General features: G+C 71.7%; 18 protein-coding genes. 7 read left to right on the top strand and 11 right to left on the bottom strand.

From position 1 onward, the window contains the following. Positions 1 to 109: 109 nt before the first annotated feature. Positions 110 to 5293, bottom strand: coding sequence for an endo-alpha-N-acetylgalactosaminidase family protein (locus KVS71_RS00300; RefSeq protein ID WP_217582780.1), 5184 nt, complete (start codon positions 5291 to 5293; stop codon positions 110 to 112). A gap of 185 nt (positions 5294 to 5478) precedes the next feature. Continuing rightward, a complete protein-coding gene (locus KVS71_RS00305; protein ID WP_217582782.1) occupies positions 5479 to 7296 on the bottom strand; it encodes a beta-galactosidase family protein in 1818 nt (605 codons plus the stop codon). A gap of 93 nt (positions 7297 to 7389) precedes the next feature. On the opposite strand from KVS71_RS00305, the gene KVS71_RS00310 reads away from it, so the two are divergent. Then, positions 7390 to 8424, top strand: a complete 1035-nt coding sequence (locus KVS71_RS00310; RefSeq protein ID WP_025104712.1) for a LacI family DNA-binding transcriptional regulator — start codon at positions 7390 to 7392, stop codon at positions 8422 to 8424. Between the two features lie 9 nt (positions 8425 to 8433). Here KVS71_RS00310 and KVS71_RS00315 read toward each other — a convergent pair whose 3' ends face one another. From KVS71_RS00315 to purM, 3 genes are read right to left on the bottom strand one after another with little or no spacing between them, the layout of a single operon-like run. Next, positions 8434 to 9756 carry a CynX/NimT family MFS transporter gene (locus KVS71_RS00315; RefSeq protein WP_105949162.1) on the bottom strand — a complete coding sequence of 441 codons (1323 nt, stop codon included), beginning with the start codon at positions 9754 to 9756 and terminating at the stop codon, positions 8434 to 8436. Continuing rightward, the gene (gene purF / locus KVS71_RS00320; protein WP_105949161.1) at positions 9756 to 11228 is read right to left on the bottom strand and encodes an amidophosphoribosyltransferase; all 1473 of its coding nucleotides are present in this window, start codon (positions 11226 to 11228) and stop codon (positions 9756 to 9758) included. The genes KVS71_RS00315 and purF overlap by 1 nt, the downstream gene beginning before the upstream one ends. A gap of 6 nt (positions 11229 to 11234) precedes the next feature. Continuing rightward, entirely contained in the window at positions 11235 to 12347 is a 1113-nt protein-coding gene (gene purM / locus KVS71_RS00325) for a phosphoribosylformylglycinamidine cyclo-ligase (protein ID WP_217582783.1), read from the bottom strand. 234 nt (positions 12348 to 12581) lie between these two features. Here purM and KVS71_RS00330 point away from each other — a divergent pair, with 234 nt between their 5' ends. Beyond that, positions 12582 to 14084 carry a DUF5979 domain-containing protein gene (locus KVS71_RS00330; protein ID WP_217582784.1) on the top strand — a complete coding sequence of 501 codons (1503 nt, stop codon included), beginning with the start codon at positions 12582 to 12584 and terminating at the stop codon, positions 14082 to 14084. Positions 14085 to 14156: 72 nt separating this feature from the next. On the opposite strand, the gene KVS71_RS00335 is transcribed toward KVS71_RS00330, so the two are convergent. Genes KVS71_RS00335 through KVS71_RS00345 form a run of 3 tightly spaced genes read right to left on the bottom strand, consistent with a single transcriptional unit; the run spans position 14157 to position 16014 of the window. After that, the gene (locus KVS71_RS00335) at positions 14157 to 14723 is read right to left on the bottom strand and encodes a DUF3618 domain-containing protein (protein ID WP_060923664.1); all 567 of its coding nucleotides are present in this window, start codon (positions 14721 to 14723) and stop codon (positions 14157 to 14159) included. Next, a complete protein-coding gene (locus tag KVS71_RS00340) occupies positions 14720 to 15142 on the bottom strand; it encodes a phage holin family protein (protein WP_060923665.1) in 423 nt (140 codons plus the stop codon). Before KVS71_RS00340 ends, KVS71_RS00335 begins: the two co-directional genes overlap by 4 nt. Then, positions 15139 to 16014, bottom strand: a complete 876-nt coding sequence (locus KVS71_RS00345) for a hypothetical protein (protein ID WP_217582785.1) — start codon at positions 16012 to 16014, stop codon at positions 15139 to 15141. The genes KVS71_RS00340 and KVS71_RS00345 overlap by 4 nt, the downstream gene beginning before the upstream one ends. 151 nt (positions 16015 to 16165) lie before the next feature. On the opposite strand from KVS71_RS00345, the gene KVS71_RS00350 reads away from it, so the two are divergent. Next, a complete protein-coding gene (locus KVS71_RS00350) occupies positions 16166 to 16771 on the top strand; it encodes a hypothetical protein (RefSeq protein ID WP_060922432.1) in 606 nt (201 codons plus the stop codon). On the opposite strand, the gene KVS71_RS00355 is transcribed toward KVS71_RS00350, so the two are convergent. Both KVS71_RS00355 and KVS71_RS20330 read right to left on the bottom strand, forming a co-directional pair. After that, on the bottom strand, positions 16768 to 17103 hold the full coding sequence (locus KVS71_RS00355; protein ID WP_060922433.1) for a hypothetical protein: 336 nt from the start codon (positions 17101 to 17103) through the stop codon (positions 16768 to 16770). The genes KVS71_RS00350 and KVS71_RS00355 overlap by 4 nt on opposite strands. Positions 17104 to 17197: 94 nt before the next feature. Then, positions 17198 to 20614 (bottom strand): HtaA domain-containing protein, encoded by a 3417-nt coding sequence (locus KVS71_RS20330; protein WP_217582786.1) that lies wholly within the window; start codon positions 20612 to 20614, stop codon positions 17198 to 17200. Positions 20615 to 20775: 161 nt separating this feature from the next. On the opposite strand from KVS71_RS20330, the gene KVS71_RS00365 reads away from it, so the two are divergent. From KVS71_RS00365 to KVS71_RS00375, 3 genes are read left to right on the top strand one after another with little or no spacing between them, the layout of a single operon-like run. Then, positions 20776 to 21885 (top strand): hemin ABC transporter substrate-binding protein, encoded by a 1110-nt coding sequence (locus tag KVS71_RS00365; RefSeq protein ID WP_217582789.1) that lies wholly within the window; start codon positions 20776 to 20778, stop codon positions 21883 to 21885. Further along, a complete protein-coding gene (locus KVS71_RS00370; RefSeq protein WP_217582791.1) occupies positions 21882 to 22955 on the top strand; it encodes an iron ABC transporter permease in 1074 nt (357 codons plus the stop codon). Before KVS71_RS00365 ends, KVS71_RS00370 begins: the two co-directional genes overlap by 4 nt. Then, on the top strand, positions 22952 to 23725 hold the full coding sequence (locus KVS71_RS00375) for a heme ABC transporter ATP-binding protein (RefSeq protein WP_368874526.1): 774 nt from the start codon (positions 22952 to 22954) through the stop codon (positions 23723 to 23725). The genes KVS71_RS00370 and KVS71_RS00375 overlap by 4 nt, the downstream gene beginning before the upstream one ends. Here KVS71_RS00375 and KVS71_RS00380 read toward each other — a convergent pair. After that, positions 23722 to 24090, bottom strand: coding sequence for a sterol carrier family protein (locus KVS71_RS00380; protein WP_217582796.1), 369 nt, complete (start codon positions 24088 to 24090; stop codon positions 23722 to 23724). The genes KVS71_RS00375 and KVS71_RS00380 overlap by 4 nt on opposite strands. Positions 24091 to 24139: 49 nt before the next feature. Between KVS71_RS00380 and KVS71_RS00385 the strand changes: the two genes are divergently transcribed. Further along, on the top strand, positions 24140 to 24814 hold the full coding sequence (locus KVS71_RS00385) for a CoA pyrophosphatase (RefSeq protein ID WP_217582797.1): 675 nt from the start codon (positions 24140 to 24142) through the stop codon (positions 24812 to 24814). The last annotated feature ends 24 nt before the right edge of the window (positions 24815 to 24838 follow it).

Raw genomic sequence — 24838 nt, forward strand, 5'->3', positions numbered from 1 at the left:
GACATGCTCTCCCGCCCCGGAACTGCGACCCGTGGAGAACCGGCAAACTCCCCGCCGCGTGCAGAAGAGGCCCGGGGCGAACCCCGGGCCTCTTTGTGCGCAGACGGACTCAGCTGCGTCGCCGCCGCCAGAGCCCCGCGCCGAGGGCGCTCAGCGCGAGAGCCCCGACAGCCACCGCCAGCCAGGTCATCCCCTCCGCGCCGGTCGTGGCCAGCGCCCCGCCCGCGGCGGTCGCGGCCGCGGTGACCGCGAGATCCGCACGGGCCAGCTCGGCGCCCTCGGCGTCCGTCGCAACGAGCGCATGGGCACCCGCGGGCGTGCCCGCCGGGATGAGGACGGTCGCGACCGCGCTGCCGTCGGCGGCGATCGTCACCTCCCCCACGCGGACCGGCTCCGAGTGGAGCCAGAGCTGCACGACCGCCTCGGGGTCGAAGCCGCGGAGCTGCACGCGGAGGGAGTCTCCTGCCGCCGCGGTGCCGACCGACGGGGTGAGGACGGCTTTCTTCGCAGGCTTCGCCTTCTTGACTGTGAGGGCGGCGCCGGCCACCTCCGCGCCGGAGGCGTCCTTGACGAGGAAGCGATGCTTCCCGACCGTCGCATCCGCGGGGATGAGCACGCGGGTGGTCAGCGCGCCGCGCGCATCGACCGTCGCCTCCGCGAGCCGCACGCCGTCGAGCCAGAACGAGACGACGCCGTCGGGCGCGAAGCCCGAGAGCACGGCCTCGACCGTCTCCCCCGCCCGCACGGAATCCGCGCCGAGCGTCAACGCCGGATCGGTCTCCGCAGCACAGGCCCCGAGGTCGTCCTCGGGCCGCTTCTCCGGGGCGTGCCCCGCCTGCGGGACGGTGGTGCCGTACACCGCCATCTCCGCCACGGCCGCGAACGGCGTGCCCGAGATCGACGAGGTCGCCGTCACCCGCACGTATCGCGCCGTGGTCGCGGCGAAGTCGACATCCTGCCACTCCGCGACGTTCTTCCACTCACCCGCCGCGACGTCGGTGAAGGTCTGCCCGTCGGCGGAGACCGCGACCTGGAAGCCCTTGATGGGGCCGTTCTGGTTCGCGCCGCGCCGCAGATAGGAGATGCCGTCGACCGTCTCCGCCGCCCCGAGATCGAACGTGAGCACGTGCGGATACCCGGGGGCGTCGCTGCTCCAGCGGCTGTGCCAGAACGTCCCGGCGTTGCCGTCGAGCATGTTCGCCGCCTCGCCGTCCTCACCAGCGGTCTCCTCGGAGCTCGCGGTCGCGGTGATCTGCGCGTTCGGGATGCGGGCACGGGAGGCGACAGCCGCCTCCTGCGCGGTCTGCACGGTCCGCACGTCGCAGTCGACGAGGTAGGTGGCTGCGATGCCGATGCTCACCGGAGAGCCCGCGGCCGACGCCGGTGCCGTCAGCAGCCAGTCCGTCGTCACGCTCTCGCCGGGGGCGACCTTCGCGAACAGGTTCGACGAGCCGTCTGCGACCTCGACGGTGTACCCCTCCGGGAGGTCGAGCTGCACACCGACGTTCTCCGCCAGGACGTCCTCGCTGTTGGTGAAGGTCGTGGTGAAGGGCGTCTGCGCCCCCGGGCTCAGGGTCACGGCCTCGCCGGAGACCGTGGCGCACGGGGTGCCACCCTCCGTCGGACCGAGGTCGGTGACCGTGAAGTCGTCGAGGACGAAGTCGACGTCCGGGCCGCCGACGCGCTCCAGACCGACCCATGTGTAGTCGCCGCACCCCACGATCACGTCCTCCTGGAACGCGGTGGTCTCCAGGGCCTGCACGACGGGGGTGCGACGCAGGGTCGTCGAAGAGATCTCCCCGTCGAGCACGGCGTCGGTGCCGGTCAGCCAGCGGTAGGCCCCGCTCGCACCGGCCTGGTAGTCGAACCCGATGCGATAGGTGTGCCCGGCCTGCAGCGGCACCAGCGTGGGGTCGGTCCGGTAGACGACGCCGGAGTTCTCGGAGTGGGACATCAGCGAGTGCTCGCCGGTGAGAGTGGTGTCCACCGCCAGCCCCGCGAGCGCTCCGCTGTCGAACGGCTTGGCCGTGTTGCGCCAGTCGCTCGTCGTGTACGGGTCGTGCCGCCGCGAGATGCTCGTGCGCGGGTCGTCGATGCCGTTGGCGTCGCCCTTCACGAACGGGCCCCAGCCGGGCTGATTGCCCTCGAAGTCGTTCGAGTACACGGTGCCGGACGCGGCGGGGGCCGTCGTATCCGCCATCACCCTGGCGTTGTCGATCCGTACCGTCGCGTCGCCGGCGACCGCCGAGACCGAGACGGTTACCTCGCCGGAGGCCGGGGCGACGAACGACACCGATCCGCGCTGGTAGTACTGTCCGGCCTTGGAGTCGGCGCGCATGTAGTTGTACGTCGGGGAGAGGTTCCAGGTGCGGCTCACGACGCCGCCCCCGGTGTCGACCGCGAGGCTCACGTCCCGCGTGGCCGTCGGATCGATCTGCACCTGCGCGGAGAACGCGTAGCGCTCCCCGGGGGTGAGGCCGGTGACGGTCTGCGAGATCGCGGAGGCGGACGAGCCGAACACCGCGATGTTGTCGCCCCGCGAGGCGTTCTTCGCCGCGCCGAGGTCCGTGCGCTCGATGGTCACGTCGCCCCGAGGGTTCCACCCGTCGAGCGCGCCCGAGTTGAACCCGGGATCGATCAGGCCCGCGTCGTGATACTCGATCGGCGCCCGCTGCGCCCCGCCCTGGGGCACGACGACGTAGGCCGTCCCCTTCTCACCGGACAGCGTCAGCTTCCCGTCGACCGCGGTGGCGGTGCGCACCTTCTCGCGGCCCTGGTCGCCGAGCGCGAACACGTCGAAGGTCGTGTTCCCGCGGAAGCCGTCCGTGAGGCCGAAGGTCTTCTCGCCGCCGGAGGCCGTGAAGAAGTACATCTTGTCCGCGTCGACGGGCGAACCCGACTCGGCACTCGACTCCAGCGACTGCCACGGCAGGAGGTAGGAGTCGCCGCGAAGAACGGTCGCGCCGTCCATCGTGACGACCCGCGTGCCGCCGTCGATCCGAACAGCCACGTCGTCGGTGAACGTCGCCTCGACCCCCGCCTCGTACGTCTGCAGGTCGAAGTGCTGCAGGAACTTCGTCGGCAGGCTCTGCGACCAGATGTTGCCGATGAAGCCGTCCCAGTTGCGATTGCCCACCCAGCCCTCGGCATCGACGAGACGCTGCTGGCCGAGCAGGACGTCGTCGTTCCAGACGTCCGCCTGCGCGTTCTGGATGAACCGGACCATGGTGGAGTTGATGCCCTTGTTGTCCTTGCCGCCGTAGGCGAGGTCGTTCGGCCAGTGCGACCAGACCGTGCTGTCGACGAACTTGTCGCCCCACTCGGTCGCGACCTCCAGGTCCATGGCGTTCAGTTCGTCCGCGAGCTCCTCGGCCACCCAGCCGTTGGAGTAGTACACGTCGATGTAGACGCCGCTGAGCCCGGGCACCTCGTCCCGCAGCTGCTGGAAGCGGTCGAGCACGCGTCCCGTGCCGAGGTCGGTCTGCTGATTGATGTAGTACGACTGGTCGAGCCAGTTCCAGCCCGGCTTGTAGGGCGGTGTGCCGTCGAGGATCGCGGCGTCGAACGCGTCCGCCTGGGGGTAGATCTCCGTGGCGTTGACGTGCACGCTCATGTCGGCGTTGAGCTTCGCCCCCTCGTCGACGAGGCGGTTGAGGTCGGCGAGGCCGCCCGCGCGCTCGTTGTAGTTCCCGCCGTAGTCGGTGTTCGCGGAGTCGTGGCCCTCGCTGCCGAAGCCCTTGTTGAGCACCCACTGCCCCAGGCCGTCGGTCTGGTTCGCGATGCGCTTGGTGTTGTCGAGCACGAGGTCGAAGTAGTTCGTGGCGCTGGAGGCGAAGTTGAACGGGATGCGGCTGACCACGCGGTCGGCCACCCGGTCGGCACCGAGGCGCGGGGCGTCGACCTCGCGGTAGCGGATCGCGGCGTCCTGCCAGTCCACGGTCTCGTCGCCGTTGCGGTCGGCGGTGAGGAGCACCGTGACCTTCGGCAGGGCGTAGGTCGTCACCCGGCTGTCGACGGCGGTGGTCGGATGGATGAGCCAGGTGTTCGAGCCGATCTCCGCGGTCCGGCCGTCGGCCGCGGTCACCCGCGTCGTGAGCCGGGTGTTCCACGAGGCGGTGCCGCCGGAGGCCTGCGTCGTCGCGTTCGTGATCACGCTGCCGGCGAGGGTCCCGTGGCCGAGGAACGCGAAGGCCGCGCCCTTCGTGCCGGTGGCTGTCGTCGCGCCCACCGCGATGTGCTCGTCGGCGTTCGTGGTGCTGTTCGGGCTGATGACGGTGCGGTCGAGGACGGCGCCGTCCGCGGCCGTCGCGGAGAGGAAGGCGTTGTCGGGGAGCCCCAGGGTGTTCACCGCAGCGGAGCCGTCGACTCCGGTCACGGTGAACTCGACCGTGCCGTTCGCCGCGACCCGGATGCTGCTGCGCACCGTGACGTCGATGCCGGTCAGGGTCGAGACGTAGTCGACGCCGGTCGCCGTCGCCGTGGAGGTGGTGGTCGACGCATAGGCGGTGCCGTTGACCGCCCAGGTGCGCGGGGAGCCCTTCTGCCCGCCGAGGCGCTCATCGCCCACGCGGTAGCCGAGGATCTGCGGGAACGCGGAGGAGACGGTGGCCGTGGTGCCGCCCGCGGCGATCTCGACGGTGTCCCCGGGCTCCGGCTGCTCCGGCGTCTCCGGCTCGGTCACGATCGGCGGGAGCTCCTCGTCGGAGAGCACCTGGATCTCACCGGCCCCGCCGCCCGTGGTGCCCTGCGCATCGATGATGAGGAGGGCGACGTACCGGCCGTCCTTCGCAGTGTCCAGCGTGATGCGCTGCTTCTCGTCGTTCGCGGTGGGCGCGTGCAGCGTCGCGGCCGCCGCGGCGGCGCCCCATCCCCCGTCGGCCGGCGAGGTGCGCGCGGCGTCGGCGTCATCCGTGACGTACACCTCGACGGTCTTCGCCGCGACGCTCTGGCCGCGCTTGACCGAGTAGTCCAGCGCCTTCACCGAGAGGGACCGCTGCAGATCGAGGGAGATCCAGTGCGGGAAAGGGGCGTTGGCCGAGTACCTCGACGTCCACTGGGTCGCGTAGTCGCCGTCGAAGGCACCGAGAGCCGTGCCGTCGAGCGAAGGCGGCGCCGGATACGGATCGGCTTCGCTGGACACCGCGTGCAGTCGGTAGTCCGCGTGCGGGACGGGGACGAGATCGGCGGCCTGCGCCGCGGTCGCGGGGAGGAGCGCTCCGCCGAGCGCGAGGGCCGTCGCCAGCAGGGAGCTGACGGCGACGGCGGTGCGCGGCGGTCGGGAAGATGTCGACACGTCTTGCCTCTCGAACGGTGCGACGGCCGGAGGAAGGGACGCCCCGGTGCGCCGCAGGTGGATCATCGATCGCAACCGATGTTTGCGCTATCACCGTAGAGCGACCTCGTCTCTTAAGACAAGAGTCGAGCGCGAAGTATGCGCAAACATTGGCCGAAGGTCACCACCCGATGCCCGAGGGAGGCTCAGGAGCCGATGAACTCCTCGGTCTCCCCGAAGGACGGCGCCTCCCGGATCTCCACCGTCGCCCCGAGGCCGTCGGTGTCGAGCACCACGATCTCGTTGCGTCCGGCACGCCACAGCGGCGCGGGGGCGTAGAGCGTCTCCTGCGGACCCACGCTCCAGTAGCGTCCGAGCAGGAATCCGTTGAGCCACACCATGCCCTTGCCGCCGCCGGGGAAGGCGAGCCACGCGTCCAGGGGTTCAGCGACATCGAACCCGGCGACGGCGAGGCCGTCCGTTCCGCCCGACCCGACGGCGTCCGAAGCCGGAGCCGTCTGCGGCAGGAGGCGATGCGTCCAGCCGTTCACAAGGCGGCGGCCGATCATCACCCCGCGCATGATGCCCTTGCCCTCGCCGGTGTACGGCCCGTAGTTGATGCGTCCGAGGCTCTCGACGACGAGCGTCAGCCGACCGGAGCCGCCGTCCACGGGGAGAGCGAGAGACGTCTCGCCGTCCCGTTCGAGCACACCGAGGCGGCGGTCGTCGAGGAAGACGACCGCGCGATCATGCAGGCCGTCGATGGTCAGTGTCGCCTCCTCGGGGAACGACACGTCGGCCTCATAGGCCACGAGACCGTCCTCCGCCCCGAGCTGCTCGAAGGTGAGTGGACGGGGCGAGAGCGCGCCCGCCGCAGGGGTCGCCCGGACCACGTCGAGTAGACCCGCCTGCCGCTCCAGGGGCGCGGACGCCGCGGACTGCCGCCGCGGCTGGTCGGGGACCGGCGGCAGCGCGTCCGCGTGGAAGGGAGCGAAGAGCGCGCGAAGCGCATGGAACTTCTCCCCGAGCGTGCCGTCCTCGCCGATCGGGGCGTCGGAGTCGTAGCTGGTCACCGTGGGCTGCAGCACGAGGTCGTGGTTCGCGCCGTTCCACAGGCCGAAGTTGGTGCCCCCGTGCGCCATGTAGAGGCTGACCGAGCCGCCCTCGTCGAGGAGCTCGCGGATCGTCCCGCCCATGCTGTCCGCCGACCGCACATGGTGCCGCTCCCCCCAGTGGTCGAACCAGCCGCCCCAGAGCTCGCTGCACATGAGCGCCTCCCCGTGCCGACGCAGCGAGGCCGCCACCGGCACCCCGGTGCCGAACGTGAACGTCGTCATCGCGCCCGGCACGCTCCCGTGCGCGATCATGTCCGGGGTGATCCCGTCCGCCGTCGTCAGCATCTCCACCATGCCCCGTCGCCGGAGCCCGTCGCGCAGGTGGGCGAGGTAGGCGGCGTCGCTGCCGAACGATCCGTACTCGTTCTCGACCTGGATCGCCACGATCGGCCCGCCGTACGCCGCCTGCAGGGGCACGAGCCTCGGGAGCAGCGCGTCGTACCAGGCGTCGACGGCGGCGAGGAATGCGGGATCGCTCGTGCGCAGGGCCGAGACCCGGCCGGTGAGCCAGAAGGGCAGCCCGCCGTTCGACCACTCCGCGCAGATATAGGGGCTCGGCCGGAGGAAGACGTCGAGGCCGGCCTCGCCGGCCAGCCGCACGAAGCGCTCGACGTCCCGCCAGCCGTCGAAACGGATGTCCCCCTCGACCCGCTCGTGGAAGTTCCAGGCGACGTAGGTGTCGACCGTGTTCGCGCCCATCGCGGCGAGCCGGCGTAGGCGGTCCTCCCACTGGTCGGGGTGCACGCGGAAGTAGTGGATCGAGCCGGACAGGATGCGATGCGGCACACCGTCGCGGAGGATCTCCCCGTCGCGCCAGGACAGGGCGGGGGCGCCGGGGGCAGCGGCGTCTGTCGGCGCGGCGACGGCCGTGGAGAAGCCGTCGGAAGCCGCGGCGAGAAGGTCGGACATTGCACTCCCAGCTGAATTGTTTGCGTTCACATTATCGCATCGCCGAGGTCCGCGCTCCGTGGTTTTCCGCCGATGGATCGCTACCATTGGGACATGTCCCCTCGCCGTCCGAAAGACGACCGCGCCCCCAGCCAGGTCGACGTCGCCCGCCTCGCCGGCGTCTCCACGCAGACCGTCTCGCGCGTGATGTCCGGGCAGGACAACGTGCGGCCGGAGACGGCGCGACGAGTGCTCGCCGCGGTCGAGGAGCTCGGCTACCGGGTGCACGCCGCCGCCGCATCACTCGCGTCGGGGCGCACCCGTGTGCTCGGGGTGATCGTCGTCTCGACCGATCGCTACTCCTCCGCCGCGCTCGGCGTCGGCATCCAGCAAGCCGCGGCGGCGAACGGCTACACCGTGACCACCGCCGCGGTGGCCGACCACGCCTCGGACGACGCGTTCCTCGAGGCCTTCGACCGCCTGGAGCGGCAGGGCGCAGAGGGCATCATCCTCGGTGTTCCGATCGCCCTGGACACCCCGGCGATGCGGGCGCGCACCGAACGGACGCCCGCCACCCGGAGTGAGCGCACCTCCCTCGAGGAGGACGCCCCGCTCGCGGTCGACCAGCGCGCGATCGCCCGCCTCGCCGTGGAGCATCTCCTCGACCTCGGCCACGAGACCGTGTGGCATGTCTCCGGCGACGACTACTGGACGGAGACGCAGCAGCGCAGCGAGGCCTGGGAGCAGACGCTCCGCGAGCGCGGCATCGTCCCGCCGCCCGTGATCCCGGCGGACTGGACCCCGGAGTCCGGGTACCGGGCAGGCCGCACGATCGCCGCGATCCCCGAGGCGACCGCGGTCTTCGTCAGCAGCGACGAGATGGCGTTCGGCCTCATCCGCGCCCTGCACGAGGCGGGGCGCAGCGTGCCGGAGGACATCTCCGTCGTGAGCGTCGACGACATCGCCCTCGCCGCCTACGCTTCCCCCGCCCTGACCACCGTCCGTCAGCCGTTCGAGGCCATGGGCCGCGCCGCCGCGCTACGGCTCATCACCCAGATCGAGGGCCACGACCCGGTCGGCGAGATGCCCTCCACCGACCCGCAGCTCATCGTGCGCTCCTCGACCGCGCCGCCTCGCGTCACGCGCTGACGGCCATCGTCACCAGCGGCCGTGACGCCGCTCCCACTCGTCCTCGATCGTGCGGCGGCGACCCGCGATGATCCCCGCCGGCACCGAGACGACCAGCACCCCCGCCACCACGAGAAGCGGCACCTGCCACCCCCCGCTGGTGTCGTGGAGGAGCCCGACGAGGAGCGGGAACACCGCCGCGATCGCGTAGCCGATGCTCTGCACGAAGCCGCTGAGGGCGACGGCGCTCTCCGGCGTACGGGCGCGGATGCTCAGGAGCACGAGGCTCAGCGGGAACATGATCGCGGTGAGCCCGAAGATCGCGACCCACAGCGGCAGCGCGACGGTCGGGAAGAGCAGCAGGCCGCCGAGCCCGACGAGACCGGCGACCACGGCCACGAAGAAGAGCGGGCGGGTGGCCTGGAACCGCACGACGAGCACCGGCACGAGCATGGAGCAGGGCAGCCCGACGAGAGCGAACAGCGAGAGCAGGAAGCCGGCGGTCGCCGGGGTCACGCCACCGAGGTCGACGAGGATGGTGGGCAGCCAGGCGAAGGCGACATAGGCCATGGTCGACGACGTGCCGAACACGAGGGCGAGCGCCCACGCCAACGGCAGCCGCCAGAGCCGGCCGAAGACGCGGGGGTTCGCCGACTGCGTCGTGATCGGCCCGGTCGAGGCGGCGACCGCGTCGCGCACATCGTCCACGCCGTCGGTGGGGTCAGGAACCAGGAGTTCCGTCGGCACCGCGCGCTCGTCGCCGCGGGAGCGCACCAGCAGCGTCACCCAGGGCACGAGCGCGAGGGCGGCCACCACACCCCACATGCCGAGCGAGATCCGCCAGCCGAGCGAGTCGGCGACGGGGACGGCGACCAGCGGCGGGAGGAAGGTCGAGACCGCGAGCGTCGTGGAGTACGCGGTCATCATGACGCCGAGCCGGTCGGCGAAGTACTTCTTGACCAGCGGTGGCAGCAGGACGTTGCCCGACCCCACGCCGGCGAACACGACCGCGGTCGCGGCGAGCAGACTCCACGAGTCGGGAGCGAGGCCGCGCAGCAGCATGCCCGCCGCCATCAGCACGATGGCCACCACTGCCATCCGCTCCAGCCCGAACCGGCGCTCGAACAGCGGGGTCAGCAGCCCGAACAGCGCGAAGCAGACGGGCGGAGCCGCACCGATCAGCCCCACGATCACGGGGGCCACCGGGAAGTCCTCGGCGACGTGGTCGAGGACCGGAGAGAGCGAGGCGACGGCCGACCGCAGCGAGAACGCGACCAGCACGATCCCGATCAACGCGAGGGTGCGCCCCTGCCAGAGGGGTCGGCCCTGCGGTGCGCTCAGGGACCCGGACATCAAGAGGTCTGCGACCCCTCCACCCAGGCGAGGTATTCGTCCGTGACGGTGCCGGTGACGTAGCGGCCATCGAAGCAGCTCATGTCGAGGTCTTCCAGTACGGAACCCTCGGTGATCGCGGCCTTCAGGTCGTCGACCTCCTGATACACGAGGTGGTCGCAGCCCAGCTCCTCCGCGATCTCGGGGATCGTGCGGCCGTGGGCGATGAGCTCGTGCCGCGACGGCATGTTGATGCCGTACACGTGCGGGTGCCGGACCGGCGGGGCGGCGGAGGCGAAGGTCACCGACGAGGCCCCGGCGTCCCGGGCCATCTGGATGATCTCCTTCGAGGTGGTGCCCCGCACGATGGAGTCGTCGATCAGCAGCACGTTCTTGCCCTGGAACTCCGTGGACATGGCGTTGAGCTTCTGACGGACGCTCTTCTTGCGCACCGCCTGCCCCGGCATGATGAAGGTGCGGCCGACGTAGCGGTTCTTGTAGAAGCCCTCGCGGTACTCGATGCCGAGCTTGCGGGCGACCTCCATGGCCGCGGGACGGGACGAGTCGGGGATCGGCATGACCACGTCGATCTTGTCCATCGGCACGTGCTTCGCGATCGTGTCGGCGAGCTTGTCCCCCATCCGCAGGCGGGACTCGTATACCGAGATGCCGTTCATGACGGAGTCGGGACGGGCGAGGTAGACGTACTCGAACGCGCAGGGCGCGAGGTGCGTCTCGGTGGCGCACTGCTTCGTGAACAGCTCGCCGTCGTTCGTGATGAACACGGCCTCGCCGGGCTCGACCTCGCGCACGACCTCGTAGTCGCCGTTCTCGAGCACGAGCGACTCGCTCGCCACGACCCACTCGTCCTTGCCCTCGGCTCCGGGGACCGTGGAAGGGCGGCGGCCCAGGATCAGCGGACGGATGCCGAACGGATCGCGGAACGCGAGCAAGCCGTAGTTGGCGATGACGGCGATCACGGCGTACGCACCCTCGATGCGGTCATGCGTGCGGGCGACGGCCTCGAAGATCCGGTCCGGGTCGAGGTCGACCGTGGAGGTCGTGGCCTGCAGCTCACCGGCGAGCACGTTGAGCAGCAGCTCGGTGTCGCTCGACGAGTTCAGGTGCCGGCGGTCGCGCTGCGCCATGTCGGCGGCGAGCTCACGCGTGTTCGTGAGGTTGCCGTTGTGGATGAGGATGATGCCGTAGGGCGCGTTCACATAGAACGGCTGCATCTCCTCTTCGCTGGACGCGGTGCCCTTGGTGGCGTAGCGGACGTGGCCGAGACCGACGTTGCCCAGCAGTCCGCGCATGTCGCGGGTGCGGAACGCCTCGCGCACCATCCCCTGGGCCTTGGCGTTGTGCATGACGCCGTTCGCCTCGGCGGTGGCGATGCCCGTCGCGTCCTGCCCGCGATGCTGCAGCAGCAGGAGGGCGTCGTAGATGTCCTGATTGACCGGGGCAGAGCCCACCATTCCGACGATGCCGCACATGGGCTCTTACTTCGCTCCGTCCGCGTAGGCGCCGACGAGGCGCACTGCTCCACCATCGACGCCCTTGGCGCCCTGTTCGAATTCGCCGGCCGGACGCGGGCCGAAGCCCACCGTGCCGACCTGCCAGGAGGGCATGCCCTCGGCGTTCAGCGCCGCGATCGCGGCGTCCTTCCTGTCCGCCGCCACCACGGCGAGGAAGCCGATGCCGAGGTTCCAGGTGCCCTCGGCGGACTCCAGCGTGGAACCGGCGATGTCGCTCAGCACGCGGAACACCGGGCTCGGCGACCAGGTGCTGCGGTCGACCTCGACCCAGCTTCCCTGGGGGAGCACGCGCGCAAGGTTGGCGGCGATGCCGCCGCCGGTGACGTGGCTCAGCGCGTGGACGCCGCCGGAGGCCTCGATCAGGCGCAGCAGCGGCAGCGTGTAGAGGCGCGTGGGCTCGAGCAGAGCCTCGCCCCACGTCGAGCCGAAGTCCTCGGCGTTGTCGCCGTAGGAGATCCCGGCACGGGTGATGATGTGCCGCACGAGCGAGTAGCCGTTGGAGTGCAGGCCGCTGGAGGCGACCGCGATGACCGCATCACCGTCCTGCACACGCTCCGCGCCGAGGATGGCATCGGCCTCGACCACACCCGTCGCCGCGCCGGCGACGTCGTAGTCGCGAGGGCCCAGGAGACCGGGGTGCTCCGCCGTCTCGCCGCCGACGAGCGCGGTGCCCGTCGCGGCGCACGCCTCGGCGATACCGCGCACGATATCCGCGATCCGCTGGGGAACGACCTTGCCGCAGGCGATGTAGTCGGTCATGAACAGCGGCTTCGCGCCCACCACGACGATGTCGTCGACGACCATGCCGACGAGGTCCTGGCCGATCGTGTCGTGCTTGTCGATGGCCTGCGCGATGGCGACCTTGGTGCCGACGCCGTCGGTGCTGGTCGCGAGCAGCGGACGCCGGAAGTCGCGCAGGGCGCTGGCGTCGAACAGACCGGCGAAACCGCCGACACCGCCGAGCACCTCGGGGCCGTGCGTCGCGCGCACGGACGACTTCATCAGTTCGACGGCGAGGTCACCCGCTGCGGTGTCGACGCCGGCTTCGGAATAGGGGTTGGTGGGGGAGGCAGCCACTCGAACAGCCTACCGCCCGCGGGCGCCCCGTCGGCTCGCGGCCCTCTTCGAGTGCAGGGTGGATCGAGCGATACCGAAACGTCCTCATCTGTAGCGTAATCATCCGCACATGTGAGAGTCTGTCGGCGAATCGGGCGGGCTCGACGACCGGGTGTCCCGGAAAGAACAGGAGAGGTGACTGTGCGCATACAGAAGAAGAGAACGGAGCGACGACGCAGGAGAAGCCGGGGCGCGGTGAGCAGCGCCGTCGCCCTCCTGGCCCTGGTCGGACTCGCGGTGCCGCCGGCGGCGCAGGCGGCGGAGCTGGATGCCATCACGGCGGTGAGGGTGGTGGAACCGACAGGCGACATCCACCTGTACGACACGCTCCGACTCGAGGCCGCCTGGGCCGTTCCGGACAGCGCGCAACCGGGGGACACCTTCTCGCTCGCCTTTCCCACGACGCCCCGCTTCGTCGGGGTCTCCTCGACGTTCCCGCTGCGGGATCCCGACGGAGCCGTCGTCGGCACCTGCACCGTCACGGCGACCGCGATCACGTGCACGCTGAGCGACTACGTCCTCACGCACGACAACGTCCGCGGGACGCTGTTCTTCCAGATGAAGGCGGAGGAGACCACCGACGTCGACACCGTGACCTTCACCACCGGGGACGGGGATCCGATCACCGTGGAGATCCCCGGTGGCGGCGTCGGCCCGCAGCGCCCCGAGCCGGTGCCGACGGACGCGACCAAGTCGGGCGTGCAGACCACCGACGGGACGATCGAGTGGTACATCTGGGTGCCCGGACGACTGCTCAGTGGAGAGCGCCCGACCCTCACCGACACCGCGACGCCCGGGCTGACCCTGCTGTCGGACACCGTGGCGATCGGATCGGTCGCCACCGACGCGTGGGCCGGCGGCCTCTTCGACCCGGCGGACTTGCACCCGCTCGCGGCGGGGTCGGACTTCGTCCTCACTCCGGGCACCGCGAGCTCGTCGTTCACCGTGGAGTTCACGGCGCCGGCTCAGGCCGACCGCCTGTATCGACTGTCGTATCAGACCCAGCTGCCGGCGGATGCGCACAACGGCCAGGTGTTCGCCAACACCGTCTCCGGATCGAGCGTCACCACCACCACGGCGACCGTGACCACGAGCGTGGCGGGCGGCGACGGCGAAGGGGACGGGCGCGGCGGGTTCTCGGTCGCGAAACGGATCGTCGGGGAGGGGGCACCCTTCGTCCCGGCCGATGCGACGTTCGCCGTCGACTACTCCTACCCCACCGCGGACGGCCCGGTGACCGGCACGCTCACGTTGCTCGCGGACGGCACCGCTCACGCCGTCGGGGGGATTCCGGCCGGAGCGGTCGTGACGCTGTCCGAGCACCGGGCCGATGCCGTCCCCGGCGTCGTGTGGGGAAGCCCGCAGTTCACCGGCGACGGGGTGACGGCGACCGACGGAGGCGCACAGCTCACGATCAGCGCGGAATCCGTCGTGGCCGTCGAGCTGCGCAACCCGACCACGCTCTCCCCGCCGTCCCCGACCACGCCGCCGACCACGGTCGAGCCGCCGTCCCCCTCGGCTCCCGCGACGCCGCCCTCTCCTCCCTCCCGGGGCCTCGCGGCCACCGGCGGCGACGCCGGCGGCCTGATCGGACTCGCCGCCGGGGCGGTGCTCGCGCTCGCGGCGGGGATCCTGCTCAGCCGGCGCGTCGGGACCCGCGCAGACTCCGCACCGGGACGCACCGGCATCGAGAGCTGACCCGGCCCCGGCAGGCGAGGGGCCCGGTCCGACGGATCGGACCGGGCCCCTCATGTGGTGGATGCGCGGGGATCAGTTCCCGCCGGTGACGTTGTCGCGAGCGTCCTGAGCGCTGCTCTTGACCTCGTCGACCGCGTGGGTCGCGTCGTCACGGACGTGGGCGGCGGCACCCGCGGCCTCGTCCTTGACGGCGGCGAAGGCCTCCTGTGCCGGCTCCTTGAGGTCCTGGCCGATGGTCTTGGCGACGTCGGTCGCCTCATCGACGAGAGGCTGGGCCTTCTCCTTGATGTCCTCGGCCAGTTCCTTCTCCTTCGAGGAGGCGGGGATGACGGCGGCCACGACGAGCCCCGCAGCGAAGGCCATGAGCCCCACCGCCAGCGGGTTGCCCTGCGCCTTGGCCACGGTGTGCCGTCCGGCGTCGGCGACCGAGGAGGAGGCATCCCCCAGTCGGTCCCCGGCGTCGTCGGCGGCGCCCATGACGCGGTCGACCGCCGAGCGCACGGCGCCCTTCATCTTCTGCGTCTGCCGGTGCACGACCTTCGAGGGGGTGACCTTGTCGGCGAGGGCATCGACATCCCTGCCGAACTCCGCTCGGGTCCGCTCGATGTCGGCGCGGATCGCGTCGGGTGAATCGCTCATTTGTTCTCCTCATTCCTCTTCACCGCATCAGGGATGCGCTTGAGGCTGTCCACGGTGCGCGGAGCCCCTTCGATGCTCTTCAACTGCTTGCGTCCCATCACGAACAGGACGAGCGCGATCACCGCCCAGATGACGGCGACGATCACGGCCGACCAGCCGAGGCCGGTGACATAGGCCCCGAGGGCCCACCAGAGGGCGACCGACAGGAAGAACACGGCCATCAGTGCGCCGTATCCCGCTCCGCCGAGCATCCCCGCCCCCCGGCCCGCACGCGTGGCCGACTGCTTGAGCTCGGCTTTGGCCAGCTCCAGCTCCTGCCGCATGAGGGTCGACAGATCGGTGGTGACCTCGCTGAGCAGATCGCCGAGTGACGTGGTCTCCGCCTTCTGCTCCGAGGGCGTGGGGGTGGCGTCGGTCATGGTCGCCCCTCTTCATCGGTGCCGCGGGAGGCGGCGTCCGTGCGGTCGTAGAGCGGGGTGTCCCCGTCGTCGACCGTCTCGCCGCGCGGCGTGACGCCCCACGGGGCGGTGCCGGCATCGATGCCGCTCATGCCGTCCGGCGCTCCGGGCACGGTGCCGTCGGTGGGAAGCGGCGGCTCACCGAGAGTGGTGTTCTCTGCGGTCCCCGCGCCTCCGACCACTCCCGCGGCGCCCGCGCTGCCGGGGACGGCGCCGGGCGTGGTCGCCGGGGCGACGACGGGACGCGGCGGGACCGCGGGTGCCGCCGCTCCCGCCCCCGACGGGGAGCCCGAGCCCGATGCCGCGCCGGACGAGGCGGACTCGGCGGCGCCCTCGGAGAGCGCCCTGGTCAGCCGGCCGGCGACGAGACCGGCGAGCGCGGCCACCGCGATGAACGTGCCGGGCTTCGCCCGCGCGTAGGACTTCACCTCGGTGAGCAGCGAACCGGGGTCGCGGTCGCCGATCCAGCCGGCGATGCCCTGGATACGCGTCGACGCCTGGCGCACGAGGTCGGCGGCGACACCGCCGTCGGAACGCTCCGCCATCGTGCCCAGCTCCCCGCCCACGGACCGGAGTCCGTCCGCGACGCGGCGCTGCTGCACCGCCGCCTGCTCCGACAGCTCCGTCTTGGTCTGGTGGTACAGGTCGCGCACCTGGTCCTTGGCCTCGTGGGCGACCGCCCCGGCTTTGGCCTTCGCCGTCTCGACGACGTCCGCGGCCTGGCCCTTCGCCGTGTCGGCGACACCCGCGGCCTCATGCGCGGCGGTCCGGACGGTGCCCGGAGACTCGGTCGTACCGCTGCCCGCGGCACCTTCTGCATTGCTCTGCGACATCGTTCTTCCTCTCGACTCCCGCCGACGGCCGCCGGCGTGTGAGCAGGTCTACCCCCGGGTGCGGCGATCACAGCGAGGGTTGACGCGGCTCGCGGAGGGCATTACCGTGCCGGGACTCCGCACGGCTGCCGCACCCGCCTACGATGGGGCCATGGCCGACAAGCCGCAGTGGCTCATCCGCGAAGACGCGAGCGTCCCCGTGCTCGTCGCGCTCGCCCTGCGCCAGCTGCTGGGCATCAGGGCGCCGCTGGACCTGCCGTCCCTCCGCGACCTGTCCGTGCGCGCGCCCGATGCCCCCGACGCCTCCCCCGAGGTCGAGGCGCAGTGGCAGGGCTACTGGGACATGACCGTGGAGCCGCGGGCCCACCACTCCGGCGTTCCGCTCGAGCTGATCGACGGTTTCGACACCCTGGTGGCCCTCCCGGCGACCGGCGCCGAAGCGCTCTCGACCGCGATCCGTCCGCATGCCGGCACCGCCCTCCGGTACGCCAACGCCGCGCACGACCGATACGTCGGGTCGATGAAGAGCCACACGGGCGGAGACGCTTATCGGGCGTACGCGAGCGCGATCGCGGAGTTCGAACGAGACATCGGACGACGCGCGCACTCGTTCGAGCTGAACGTACAGGTGCTGCCGCTGTCGCAGCGCGGGATCTGGTGGATCGGCGACCTCACGGTCGCGGTGACCGACGGCCTCCGCCGGGACGTCGTGGCGTTCGACTCCGCCATCCGTCCGGTGATCGCCGAGCTCGCCTAGGCGCGGTCGGTCGTCGTGTCGTCCTCGTCGACCACGGTCTCCCGGTCGACCCTCACGACGCGGTCGTGGCGGCGGGCGATCCGCTCGAGCACGAGACCGGCCACGCCACCGAGAGCCAGACCGATCGGCACGGTCCAGAGCAGCAGGAAGCCGAAGACCTGACCAGGCGGGTAGACGACATCGAGCGCCTGCGACTGCTCGAAGCTGCCGACCATCGTGAGGATGCCGGCGGCGATGACGCCCAGCACGACCCCGATGCCCATGAGCACGCCGTACCGCGGTACGCGGCGCACGGTCGCTTCGACGGTCTGGTGGGTGTCGTGGGAGGGCATGCCTCCATTGTCCCACCCTCTGCGGGCGTGCGCAGCCGCACGCGGAACCGCCCTCCCCGATCACCGGGGAGGGCGGTTCCGTTAGCCGCCGGACTCAGACCTCGGTCGTCGTCTCGGCCGGCTCCCCCCTCCGAGTGCGACGCACGATCAGCACCCCGCCCGTCGCGGCCAGCGCCACGACGACCAGCCCGCCCACGATCCAGGGCCACACCGGGGCTTCCTCCGTGGCGACCGGCGCGCTGATCGCGGTCACCGCCGCGTCCGCCTCGGCTTCCGGCTCAGACTCCTCCTCGGCGGGAGTGCCGCAGGCGCCGTCGACCGGGATCACGGCGGAGACCGGGTCGAGCTCCTCGCCCGCCTCATACGTGCCGAACGCGGAGGCCCCGGCCGGGGTCAGCGTCGTGGGGACCGCATCGAGGGTCAGCGCGCCGTCGACCACGGCGGCGTCCGCGAGGGCGAACTCGGCGAGACGCACACCCTCTTGCGCCACCGCCTCTCCCGCCTGAGTGGTCCCGGTCACATCGAACACGAGGTAGCCGGCGTCGCCCGTGAGCTCGACGCGCGCGTTCGCCAACGTCGTGTTCAGCGCCCCGTCGTGGCCCGTGAAGGTGATGCCGCCGCCGTAGGTGACCAGACCCGAGCCCGCCGCGTCATCCAGCGAACCGGTGCCGTTCGACCACACGAAGGCGGGATACTCGTAGGCCACGTCGGCGAGCGTCCAGCCGCCCCGGGCGATGCCCTCGATGTACGTGCGGAACGACTCCTTGTAGCCCCAGTGCAGGGTCGCCCCCTCGACCGTGCACACGCCGATCTCCGTGGTCGCTCTGGCGAGCGTGAACGCGAGACCGCGATCGACCGAGCCCTGGAAGGTGAGCGTGTGCTCGCCATCCGCGAGTGTGGCCGGGAGGGCACCCGACCACGTCGCGACCCCCGCCGCGTCCGCCGTCACCGTACCGAGCAGCACCGGGGTCGAGTACACGACCACCTTGATGTCCTCCTCGTTCGCACGGAAGCCGGAGGCGGAGACCGTAGCCGTCTTCCCGGCGGCGAGCGCGGCGAGGTTCTCCTCGTCGACCTCGATGCCGGCCGCCGTCGGGGCGGTCGTCGGGAGCGTGGACTTCGGGACGACCGCAGCCGCCGCGACCGTGCCCGTCGTGCCCGAGGGAGCGGCGGCGACGGAGCCGATCGTGAACGAGACGGGGTTGAGCGTGGTGCCGTACCCCGAGAGCACGCGGTCGCGTCCGGCGTCCGTGAGGGCGGCGGGTGCCGCCGTGTAGGTGACGGCGCCACCGGCCGCCGTGCGGACGGCGCGGGAGAGGTCGAGGGTCGCGAACGGCACCTGCGCACCCCCGCTCGTCACGGACAGCGTGGCGGAGGACGCCGAGGTGATCCGGATCGTCGGATCGGCGACCGTGACGTCGAGCACCCCGTGGTGGCCGGTGAAGCGCACGGCACCGCGGTAGACGACACTGCCGCGTCCGGAAGCCGCGTCGAAGTCGCCGCCCACGGTCTGCCCGAACTGGAACTGGCCGCCGGATCGGGTGGCGCCCCCGGAGACGGCGATCGTGCCCTGGGCGATCGGTCCGGTGATGTAGTTCGTGAACGAGGACGAGATGGCCCAGCGCAGCGACCCGCCGGGGACGGTCGCGGCCGGCTTCGTCGGAGTCACCGGGGGCTTAGGCGTGACCGGGGGCTTCGGCTCGGTCGGCTTCTCGCCGAGCAGTGCGCGCCACTGTGCGTCGGTGATCGTGACCGCTCCGCGCGCGTAGATGGTGTCGGCGGTCGGCATCGTGTGCTGCTGCCACACGATCGCCTCATACGCCTTCGACCGGTCGAGGTTCTTCGCCGCCGCGTTCAGGTCGACCGCGAAGGCTCCGAAGCCGATGTTCCGGACGTACTGCATGGCGAGGAAGCCGCCGCCTGCGGTCACGTCGGCCTCGGTCCCCGTCTCGATGAGCGCCACGTAGGCGCCGGTGACCGCGCCGAGGTCGGCGGCGGTGACCTTCACCGTCAGCCCGTCCGCGGCGGTGGCGCCGGTGACGGCGGTCGTGACCGTCGGTCCGGAGGAGGGCAGCAGGGCGTTCCACTGCGCGTCGGTGACGGTGACGGTGGAGCGTGCGTAGATGGTGTCCGCGTTCGGCATCGTGTGCTGCTGCCAGACGATCACCTCGTAGGTCTTCGACCGGTCCAGAGCACTCGCCGCCGCGGTCAGGTCGACGCTGAAGCCGCCGCCCGTGATGCCGCGCACGTACTGCATCGCGAGGAAGCCCCCTCCGGCCGTGACATCGGCCTCCGTGCCCTTCTCGATCAGCGCGGCGTAGGCACCGGTGACGGCACCGAGCTTCGTCGCCGCGGCCGTGACCGTGAGGCCGTCCTCGGCCGTCGCCGCCTTCACTGTGGTCGTCAGCCCCGAGGCGATGCGGTAGTCCAGAGCGACGCTGCGCTCCTGGTCGGCGTTGACGACACCGCCTGCCGGGTAGGTGTACACCCCGTAGGAGCCGGGCGTCGCCGGGGTGTCCTTCAGCGTCAGCGCGACCTGGAACGAGCCCTCGGGCGAGATGTCCACCCACTGCGCGCGGATCGCGCCCTGGTACTGCGTCGGGACCTGGGCCAGCACGCCTTCGGCGAGCGCCCAGGCCTGTGCGCCGACCGAACGCGCCGAGGACGGCGCCCCCTGTGAGGGCTGCCACGTGGACGCGAAGTTGCCGAAGACCACGTAGGTGCCCTGGGGCAGGTTCGACGGGATCGGGACGCCGCGTCCGCCGACGTTCGCGGTCGGGTCGTATCCGGTGCCCTTGACGATGATCTCGTCGCCGGCCTGGAGGCGAGCGCCCGCAGCGGGCGTGGTGCCGTCGGCGAGGAACACCTCGATGGCGGCTTCGGCGGGCGCCGGCTCGGTCTCTCCCGGGGCCGTCTCTCCCGGCTCCGTCTCCCCGGGCTCCGTCTCACCAGGCTCGGTCTCACCGGGCTCGGTCCCACCGGGCTCCGTCTCGCCTGGAGTCGTCTCTCCCGGCTCCGTCTCCCCCGGCTGGACGGGCGTCGTTCCGAAGACCGTGTCCCACTGCGCAGACGTCACCGTGACGTCGCCGCGGCCGTAGATCGTGGCGGCTGTCGGCGCGGTGTGCTGCTGCCAGACGAGCACCTCGTACGTCTTCGTCCGGTCCAGGGACGCCACGGGCGCCTGCAGCGTGAAGGACGTGGCCCCCTGCTGCACGCTCGGGAAGGGCAGCGCGAACGCGGCGTAGCCACCACCGGCGGAGATGCCGCTCTCGGTGCCCGACACGATCAGTGCGGCATAGACGCCCGTCACGTCCGGCAGACCCTCGACCCGCACCTGCACGGTGAGGCCGCTGGTGTCGGCGGACGAGACCGCCGCGGTGACGGTCGCCGCGGCCGCGTGGGCCGGCGAGCTGACCATCGCCCCAGCGGCGACGAGGACGAAGGAGACGAGGGCGGCGAGCAGGACACGCAGGCGTGTGCTCGCTGAGGGGGTATGTGCTGTGGCGTTCACGGTTCTCCGCGGCGCGCCGGGCGCGATCGATCGCGCGCCCTGCGGCGCCGCACGGCAGTCGGGCGAAGGTGGACTTTGGTTAGGCTTGGCTAAGCAAGCCGCCGATCCCGAGCGTAGAGGGGCGCCAGTGAGGGCGTCAAGTTTTAGGATAGCCTTGCCTAATGCGACGCACCCCTGCCCTGCTTCTCGCCGCCGCGCTGGCCCTCGGACTGGCCGCGTGCGCCGGGGCGGACTCCGGCCCCGGGGCGGCGGCACCCCCTGTCGACGACGCCTGCCCGCAGGCCTCGACTCCTCTCGCCGATCTCGACCTGGTCGCCGACGTGCGCGCAGCGACGGGCCCCTCGACCGCGTGCCTCGCGAGTCACGCGGTCGCGCCCGTCGAAGACGACACCGCCCCGGCGCTCCCGGTCACCGTGACCGACAGCGAAGGCCGCGAGGTCGAGATCACGGACACCGACCGCATCCTCCCGATCGACATCTCCGGCACGATCGCCGCCACGGTGTTCGCGCTCGGGCTCGGCGATCAGGTCGTCGGACGCGACGCGTCCACGCAGTTCCCCGGCACCGAGGATCTCCCGGTCGTCACCAAGACCGGGCACACGCTCAACCCGGAGGCCATCCTCGAACTGGCCCCGACCGTCGTGCTCACCGACACCACGATCGGCCCGAAGGAGGTCCGCCAGCAGCTGCGGGATGCGGGCATCGCGGTCGTCGTCATCTCCAGCGACCGCCGGATCGACACCACCGACGCGCTCGTGACGGAGATCGCCACGGCCCTCGGCGTCCCGACGCGCGGCACGGCACTCAGCGCCCGCCTCGACGCCGAGCTCGACGCCGCCATCGCGGAGATCGCCGACGTCACCCCGTCCGCGGAGACGGACCGCGCACGCATGCTCTTCCTGTACGTGCGCGGGAGCGCCAACGTGTACTACATCTTCGGCGAGGACTCCGGGGCGGACTCCCTCATCGATGCGGTCGGCGGTGTGGACGTCGCGGAGGAGATCGGCTGGGAGGGCATGAAGCCGATGACCGCGGAAGCACTCGTCGCCGCGCAACCCGACGTGCTCGTGATGATGACGGACGGATTGGAATCGGTCGGCGGCGTCGACGGGCTCATCGAACGCATCCCCGCCATCGCCGAGACCCCCGCAGGAGCGCATCGCCGCGTGATCGACATGGCCGACGCCGAGATCCTCAGCTTCGGGCCGCGGTCGGCCGACGTGATCAGCGCCCTCGCGCGGGCCCTGTACGCGCCGGAACCGGCCTCGTGACCGGCGAGGTCGTCACCCCGACGCCGACCCGGCATCGGGGACTGCGCTTCGCGACGGTCGTCGTCGCCCTCGTCATCGGCCTTCTCGTCACGGGCGTCGCGTCGATCACCAGCGGGCAGTACGACCTGTCCCCGACCGCGCTCCTGGACGTCCTGTTGCGCGGCCTCGGCATCGACACCGCCGGGACTCCGGCCGCGGCGACCGACGACGGCGTGATCTACAACCTCCGCCTCCCCCGACTGGTCCTCGGCCTGCTCGTCGGCGCCGCGCTCGCGGTCTCCGGCGTGCTCATGCAGGCCATCTTCGGCAACCCTCTCGCGGACGCCGGCGTCGTCGGCGTCTCCTCCGGCGCGGCGCTCGGAGCGGCGGCCAGCATCACGTTCGGCCTGGCCACCTTCGGCATGTGGACCACGCCCGCCTTCGCCTTCCTCGGCGGTCTCGCGGCCGTCTTCTCCGTCTACCTCCTGAGCCGCTCCGGCGGTCGCACCGAAGTGGTCACGCTGCTGCTCACCGGTATCGCGATCAACGCCATCGCCGGCGCCGGCATGGCCTTCCTCACCTTCCTCGGCACGACCTCGACGCGCGAGCAGATCGTGTTCTGGCAGCTCGGCTCGCTGAACGGCGCCCTCTGGTCGAACATCCAGCTCGTCGCGCCGCTCGTGGCGGTCGGGATCGTCGTCGCCCTGATCGTGGCGCCGGGTCTGGATCTCTTCGCCCTCGGCGAGCGCACCGCCCGGCATCTGGGCGTGCCGGTCGAGCTGCTGCGGATGGTCGTGATCGTCACGGTGGCACTGCTCGTCTGCGCCGCGGTCGCCTTCGCGGGGATCATCGGGTTCGCGGGTCTCGTCGTGCCCCACCTCATGCGCATGCTGATCGGCCCCGCACACCTCCCGCTCGTGATCGCCTCCGCCCTCGGCGGCGCCCTCCTCATCGCGGCCGCCGACCTCGTGGCGCGCACGGCCGTACCGCTCGCAGACCTCCCCATCGGCATGATCACGTCCCTCGTGGGCGGGCCGTTCTTCCTCTGGCTCCTCGTGCGGACGCGGCGGCGGTCGGGGGGATGGGCGTGAGTCCGCGCCTGCGGGGCCAGGGGCTCACGGTGCGCGTCGGGGACGGACGCGCCATCCTCGACGACGCGGCCATCGACATCCACGCCGGCGAGGTGCACGCCCTCGTCGGGCCGAACGGCGCAGGCAAATCGACCCTGTTCGGCGTGCTCGCGGGGGACGTCGCTCCGGCGTCCGGCACCGTCCTCCTCGACGGCCGCCCCGTCGCGGGGACGCGTCCCCGCGATCTCGCCCGGCAACGCGCCGTGCTGCTGCAGGAGAACGCCGTCACCTTCCCCTTCACGGTCGAGCAGGTTGTGCGGATGGGGCGCACGCCGTGGGCGCGGAGTCCGGCCGCCGAGGAGGACGACAGCGCCGTGGCGGCGGCGATGGCGACGACCGAGGTCACGGCGCTGCGGGAGCGCTCCGTCCCCTCGCTCTCCGGCGGTGAGCGCGCGCGGGTGGCGCTGGCCCGCGTGCTCGCCCAGGACACCGGGATCCTACTGCTCGACGAGCCGACGGCGGCGCTGGACCTCAAGCATCACGAAGACGTGATGCGCGTGGTCCGCACCCAGGCGGAGGCCGGGGTCGCGGTCGCGGTCGTGCTGCATGACCTCAACGCCGCGCTCGCGCACGCCGACCGCGTCACTCTGCTCACGGGCGGTCGGGTCGCCGCCACCGGCACGCCGGACGAGGTCCTCACGGCCGCACGGATCGAGGAGGTCTACGGACAGCCCGTCGATGTCTTCCCGCACCCGCTGACCGGGGTGCCGCTCGTCGTGGCCCGGCGCTAGGGGCGCAGCGGGAGGACCCCGGTGAGATCCGCACGCGTGCCCGAGGCGTGGATGCGCCCGGCCGTCGCGGCATCCGCCCATGCCTCCGCGCCGGTGGCGACCGCGATCCACGTGGCGGCGTCCATCTCGACCACGTTCGGCGGAGTCCCACGCGTGTGCCGCGGGCCCTGGATCACCTGCACGGCTCCGAACGGCGGGACCCGCACCTCGACGCTGTTGCCCGGCGCCTTCTCGTCGAGCAGCTGCAGCAGGTAGCGCACCGCGGTGGCGAGCTCCGGCCGCGCCGGCTTCGTCCCCGCGGCCTCGGCGTCGCGCACGGCACCGAGCGCCGCGCGTCCGTCGACGATGTCGATCTTCCTGGCCATCCCCCCACCCTAGATCCGCCGCGGCGGCTCCGGTCATAAGCTCGATGGCATGAGCATGCATCCCCAGGGCGCCCGCGCCGAGCTGCTCGCCGCCGCGGCTGACCACTCCTGGAGCGTGCCGATCCCTCCGCTCGCGGATCCGGGCCGCGCCCACGACGCCTCGGTGCTCATCCTCTTCGGCGTCCTCGACCGCATCCCCGCACCGACCGTCGACGCGGCCGTCGCGCGCGACCTCGACGTGCTGCTGCAACGCCGCGCGCCCACGCTCTCCTCGCACCCGGGGCAGGTCTCCTTCCCCGGCGGGCGCGCCGAAGCGGCCGATGCCGACGCGGTCGCCACGGCGCTCCGGGAGGCCGAGGAGGAGACCGGCCTCGATCCCGCGGGAGTCGAGGTGCTCGCCACGCTTCCCGTGATCCCCCTCGCCGCGAGCAACCACCTCGTCACCCCTGTGCTCGCCTGGTGGCAGTCGCCGTCCCGCGTCGTCGCGGTCGACCACGCGGAGACCGTCGAGGTGTTCCGCGTCCCCGTCGCGCAGCTCCTCGACCCGGCGACCCGCTTCACCTCGACCATTTCCCGTGCCGGCCGCACGTTCCGCGGACCTGCGTTCGACGTCGACGGCACGATCGTGTGGGGTTTCACCGCCATGGTGCTCGACGCCCTGTTCGACGCCACCGGGTGGACCGTGCCCTGGGACACCGCGGCCGAGCGGCCGATCGCGCTCTGACCCCGCCGACCTCCGTGCACAACT

This window comes from Microbacterium sp. GbtcB4 (genome assembly GCF_019091465.1).
Taxonomy (GTDB): Bacteria; Actinomycetota; Actinomycetes; order Actinomycetales; family Microbacteriaceae; genus Microbacterium; species Microbacterium paraoxydans.

Coding starts and splice junctions, on each gene's coding strand:
- KVS71_RS00305 (WP_217582782.1), bottom strand. CDS start 7,296: ATGTCCGACCTTCTCGCCGCGGCTTCCGACGGCTTCTCCACGGCCGTC.
- KVS71_RS00310 (WP_025104712.1), top strand. CDS start 7,390: ATGTCCCCTCGCCGTCCGAAAGACGACCGCGCCCCCAGCCAGGTCGAC.
- KVS71_RS00315 (WP_105949162.1), bottom strand. CDS start 9,756: ATGTCCGGGTCCCTGAGCGCACCGCAGGGCCGACCCCTCTGGCAGGGG.
- purF (WP_105949161.1), bottom strand. CDS start 11,228: ATGTGCGGCATCGTCGGAATGGTGGGCTCTGCCCCGGTCAATCAGGAC.
- KVS71_RS00335 (WP_060923664.1), bottom strand. CDS start 14,723: ATGAGCGATTCACCCGACGCGATCCGCGCCGACATCGAGCGGACCCGA.
- KVS71_RS00340 (WP_060923665.1), bottom strand. CDS start 15,142: ATGACCGACGCCACCCCCACGCCCTCGGAGCAGAAGGCGGAGACCACG.
- KVS71_RS00345 (WP_217582785.1), bottom strand. CDS start 16,014: ATGTCGCAGAGCAATGCAGAAGGTGCCGCGGGCAGCGGTACGACCGAG.
- KVS71_RS00350 (WP_060922432.1), top strand. CDS start 16,166: ATGGCCGACAAGCCGCAGTGGCTCATCCGCGAAGACGCGAGCGTCCCC.
- KVS71_RS00355 (WP_060922433.1), bottom strand. CDS start 17,103: ATGCCCTCCCACGACACCCACCAGACCGTCGAAGCGACCGTGCGCCGC.
- KVS71_RS00365 (WP_217582789.1), top strand. CDS start 20,776: ATGCGACGCACCCCTGCCCTGCTTCTCGCCGCCGCGCTGGCCCTCGGA.
- KVS71_RS00380 (WP_217582796.1), bottom strand. CDS start 24,090: ATGGCCAGGAAGATCGACATCGTCGACGGACGCGCGGCGCTCGGTGCC.
- KVS71_RS00385 (WP_217582797.1), top strand. CDS start 24,140: ATGAGCATGCATCCCCAGGGCGCCCGCGCCGAGCTGCTCGCCGCCGCG.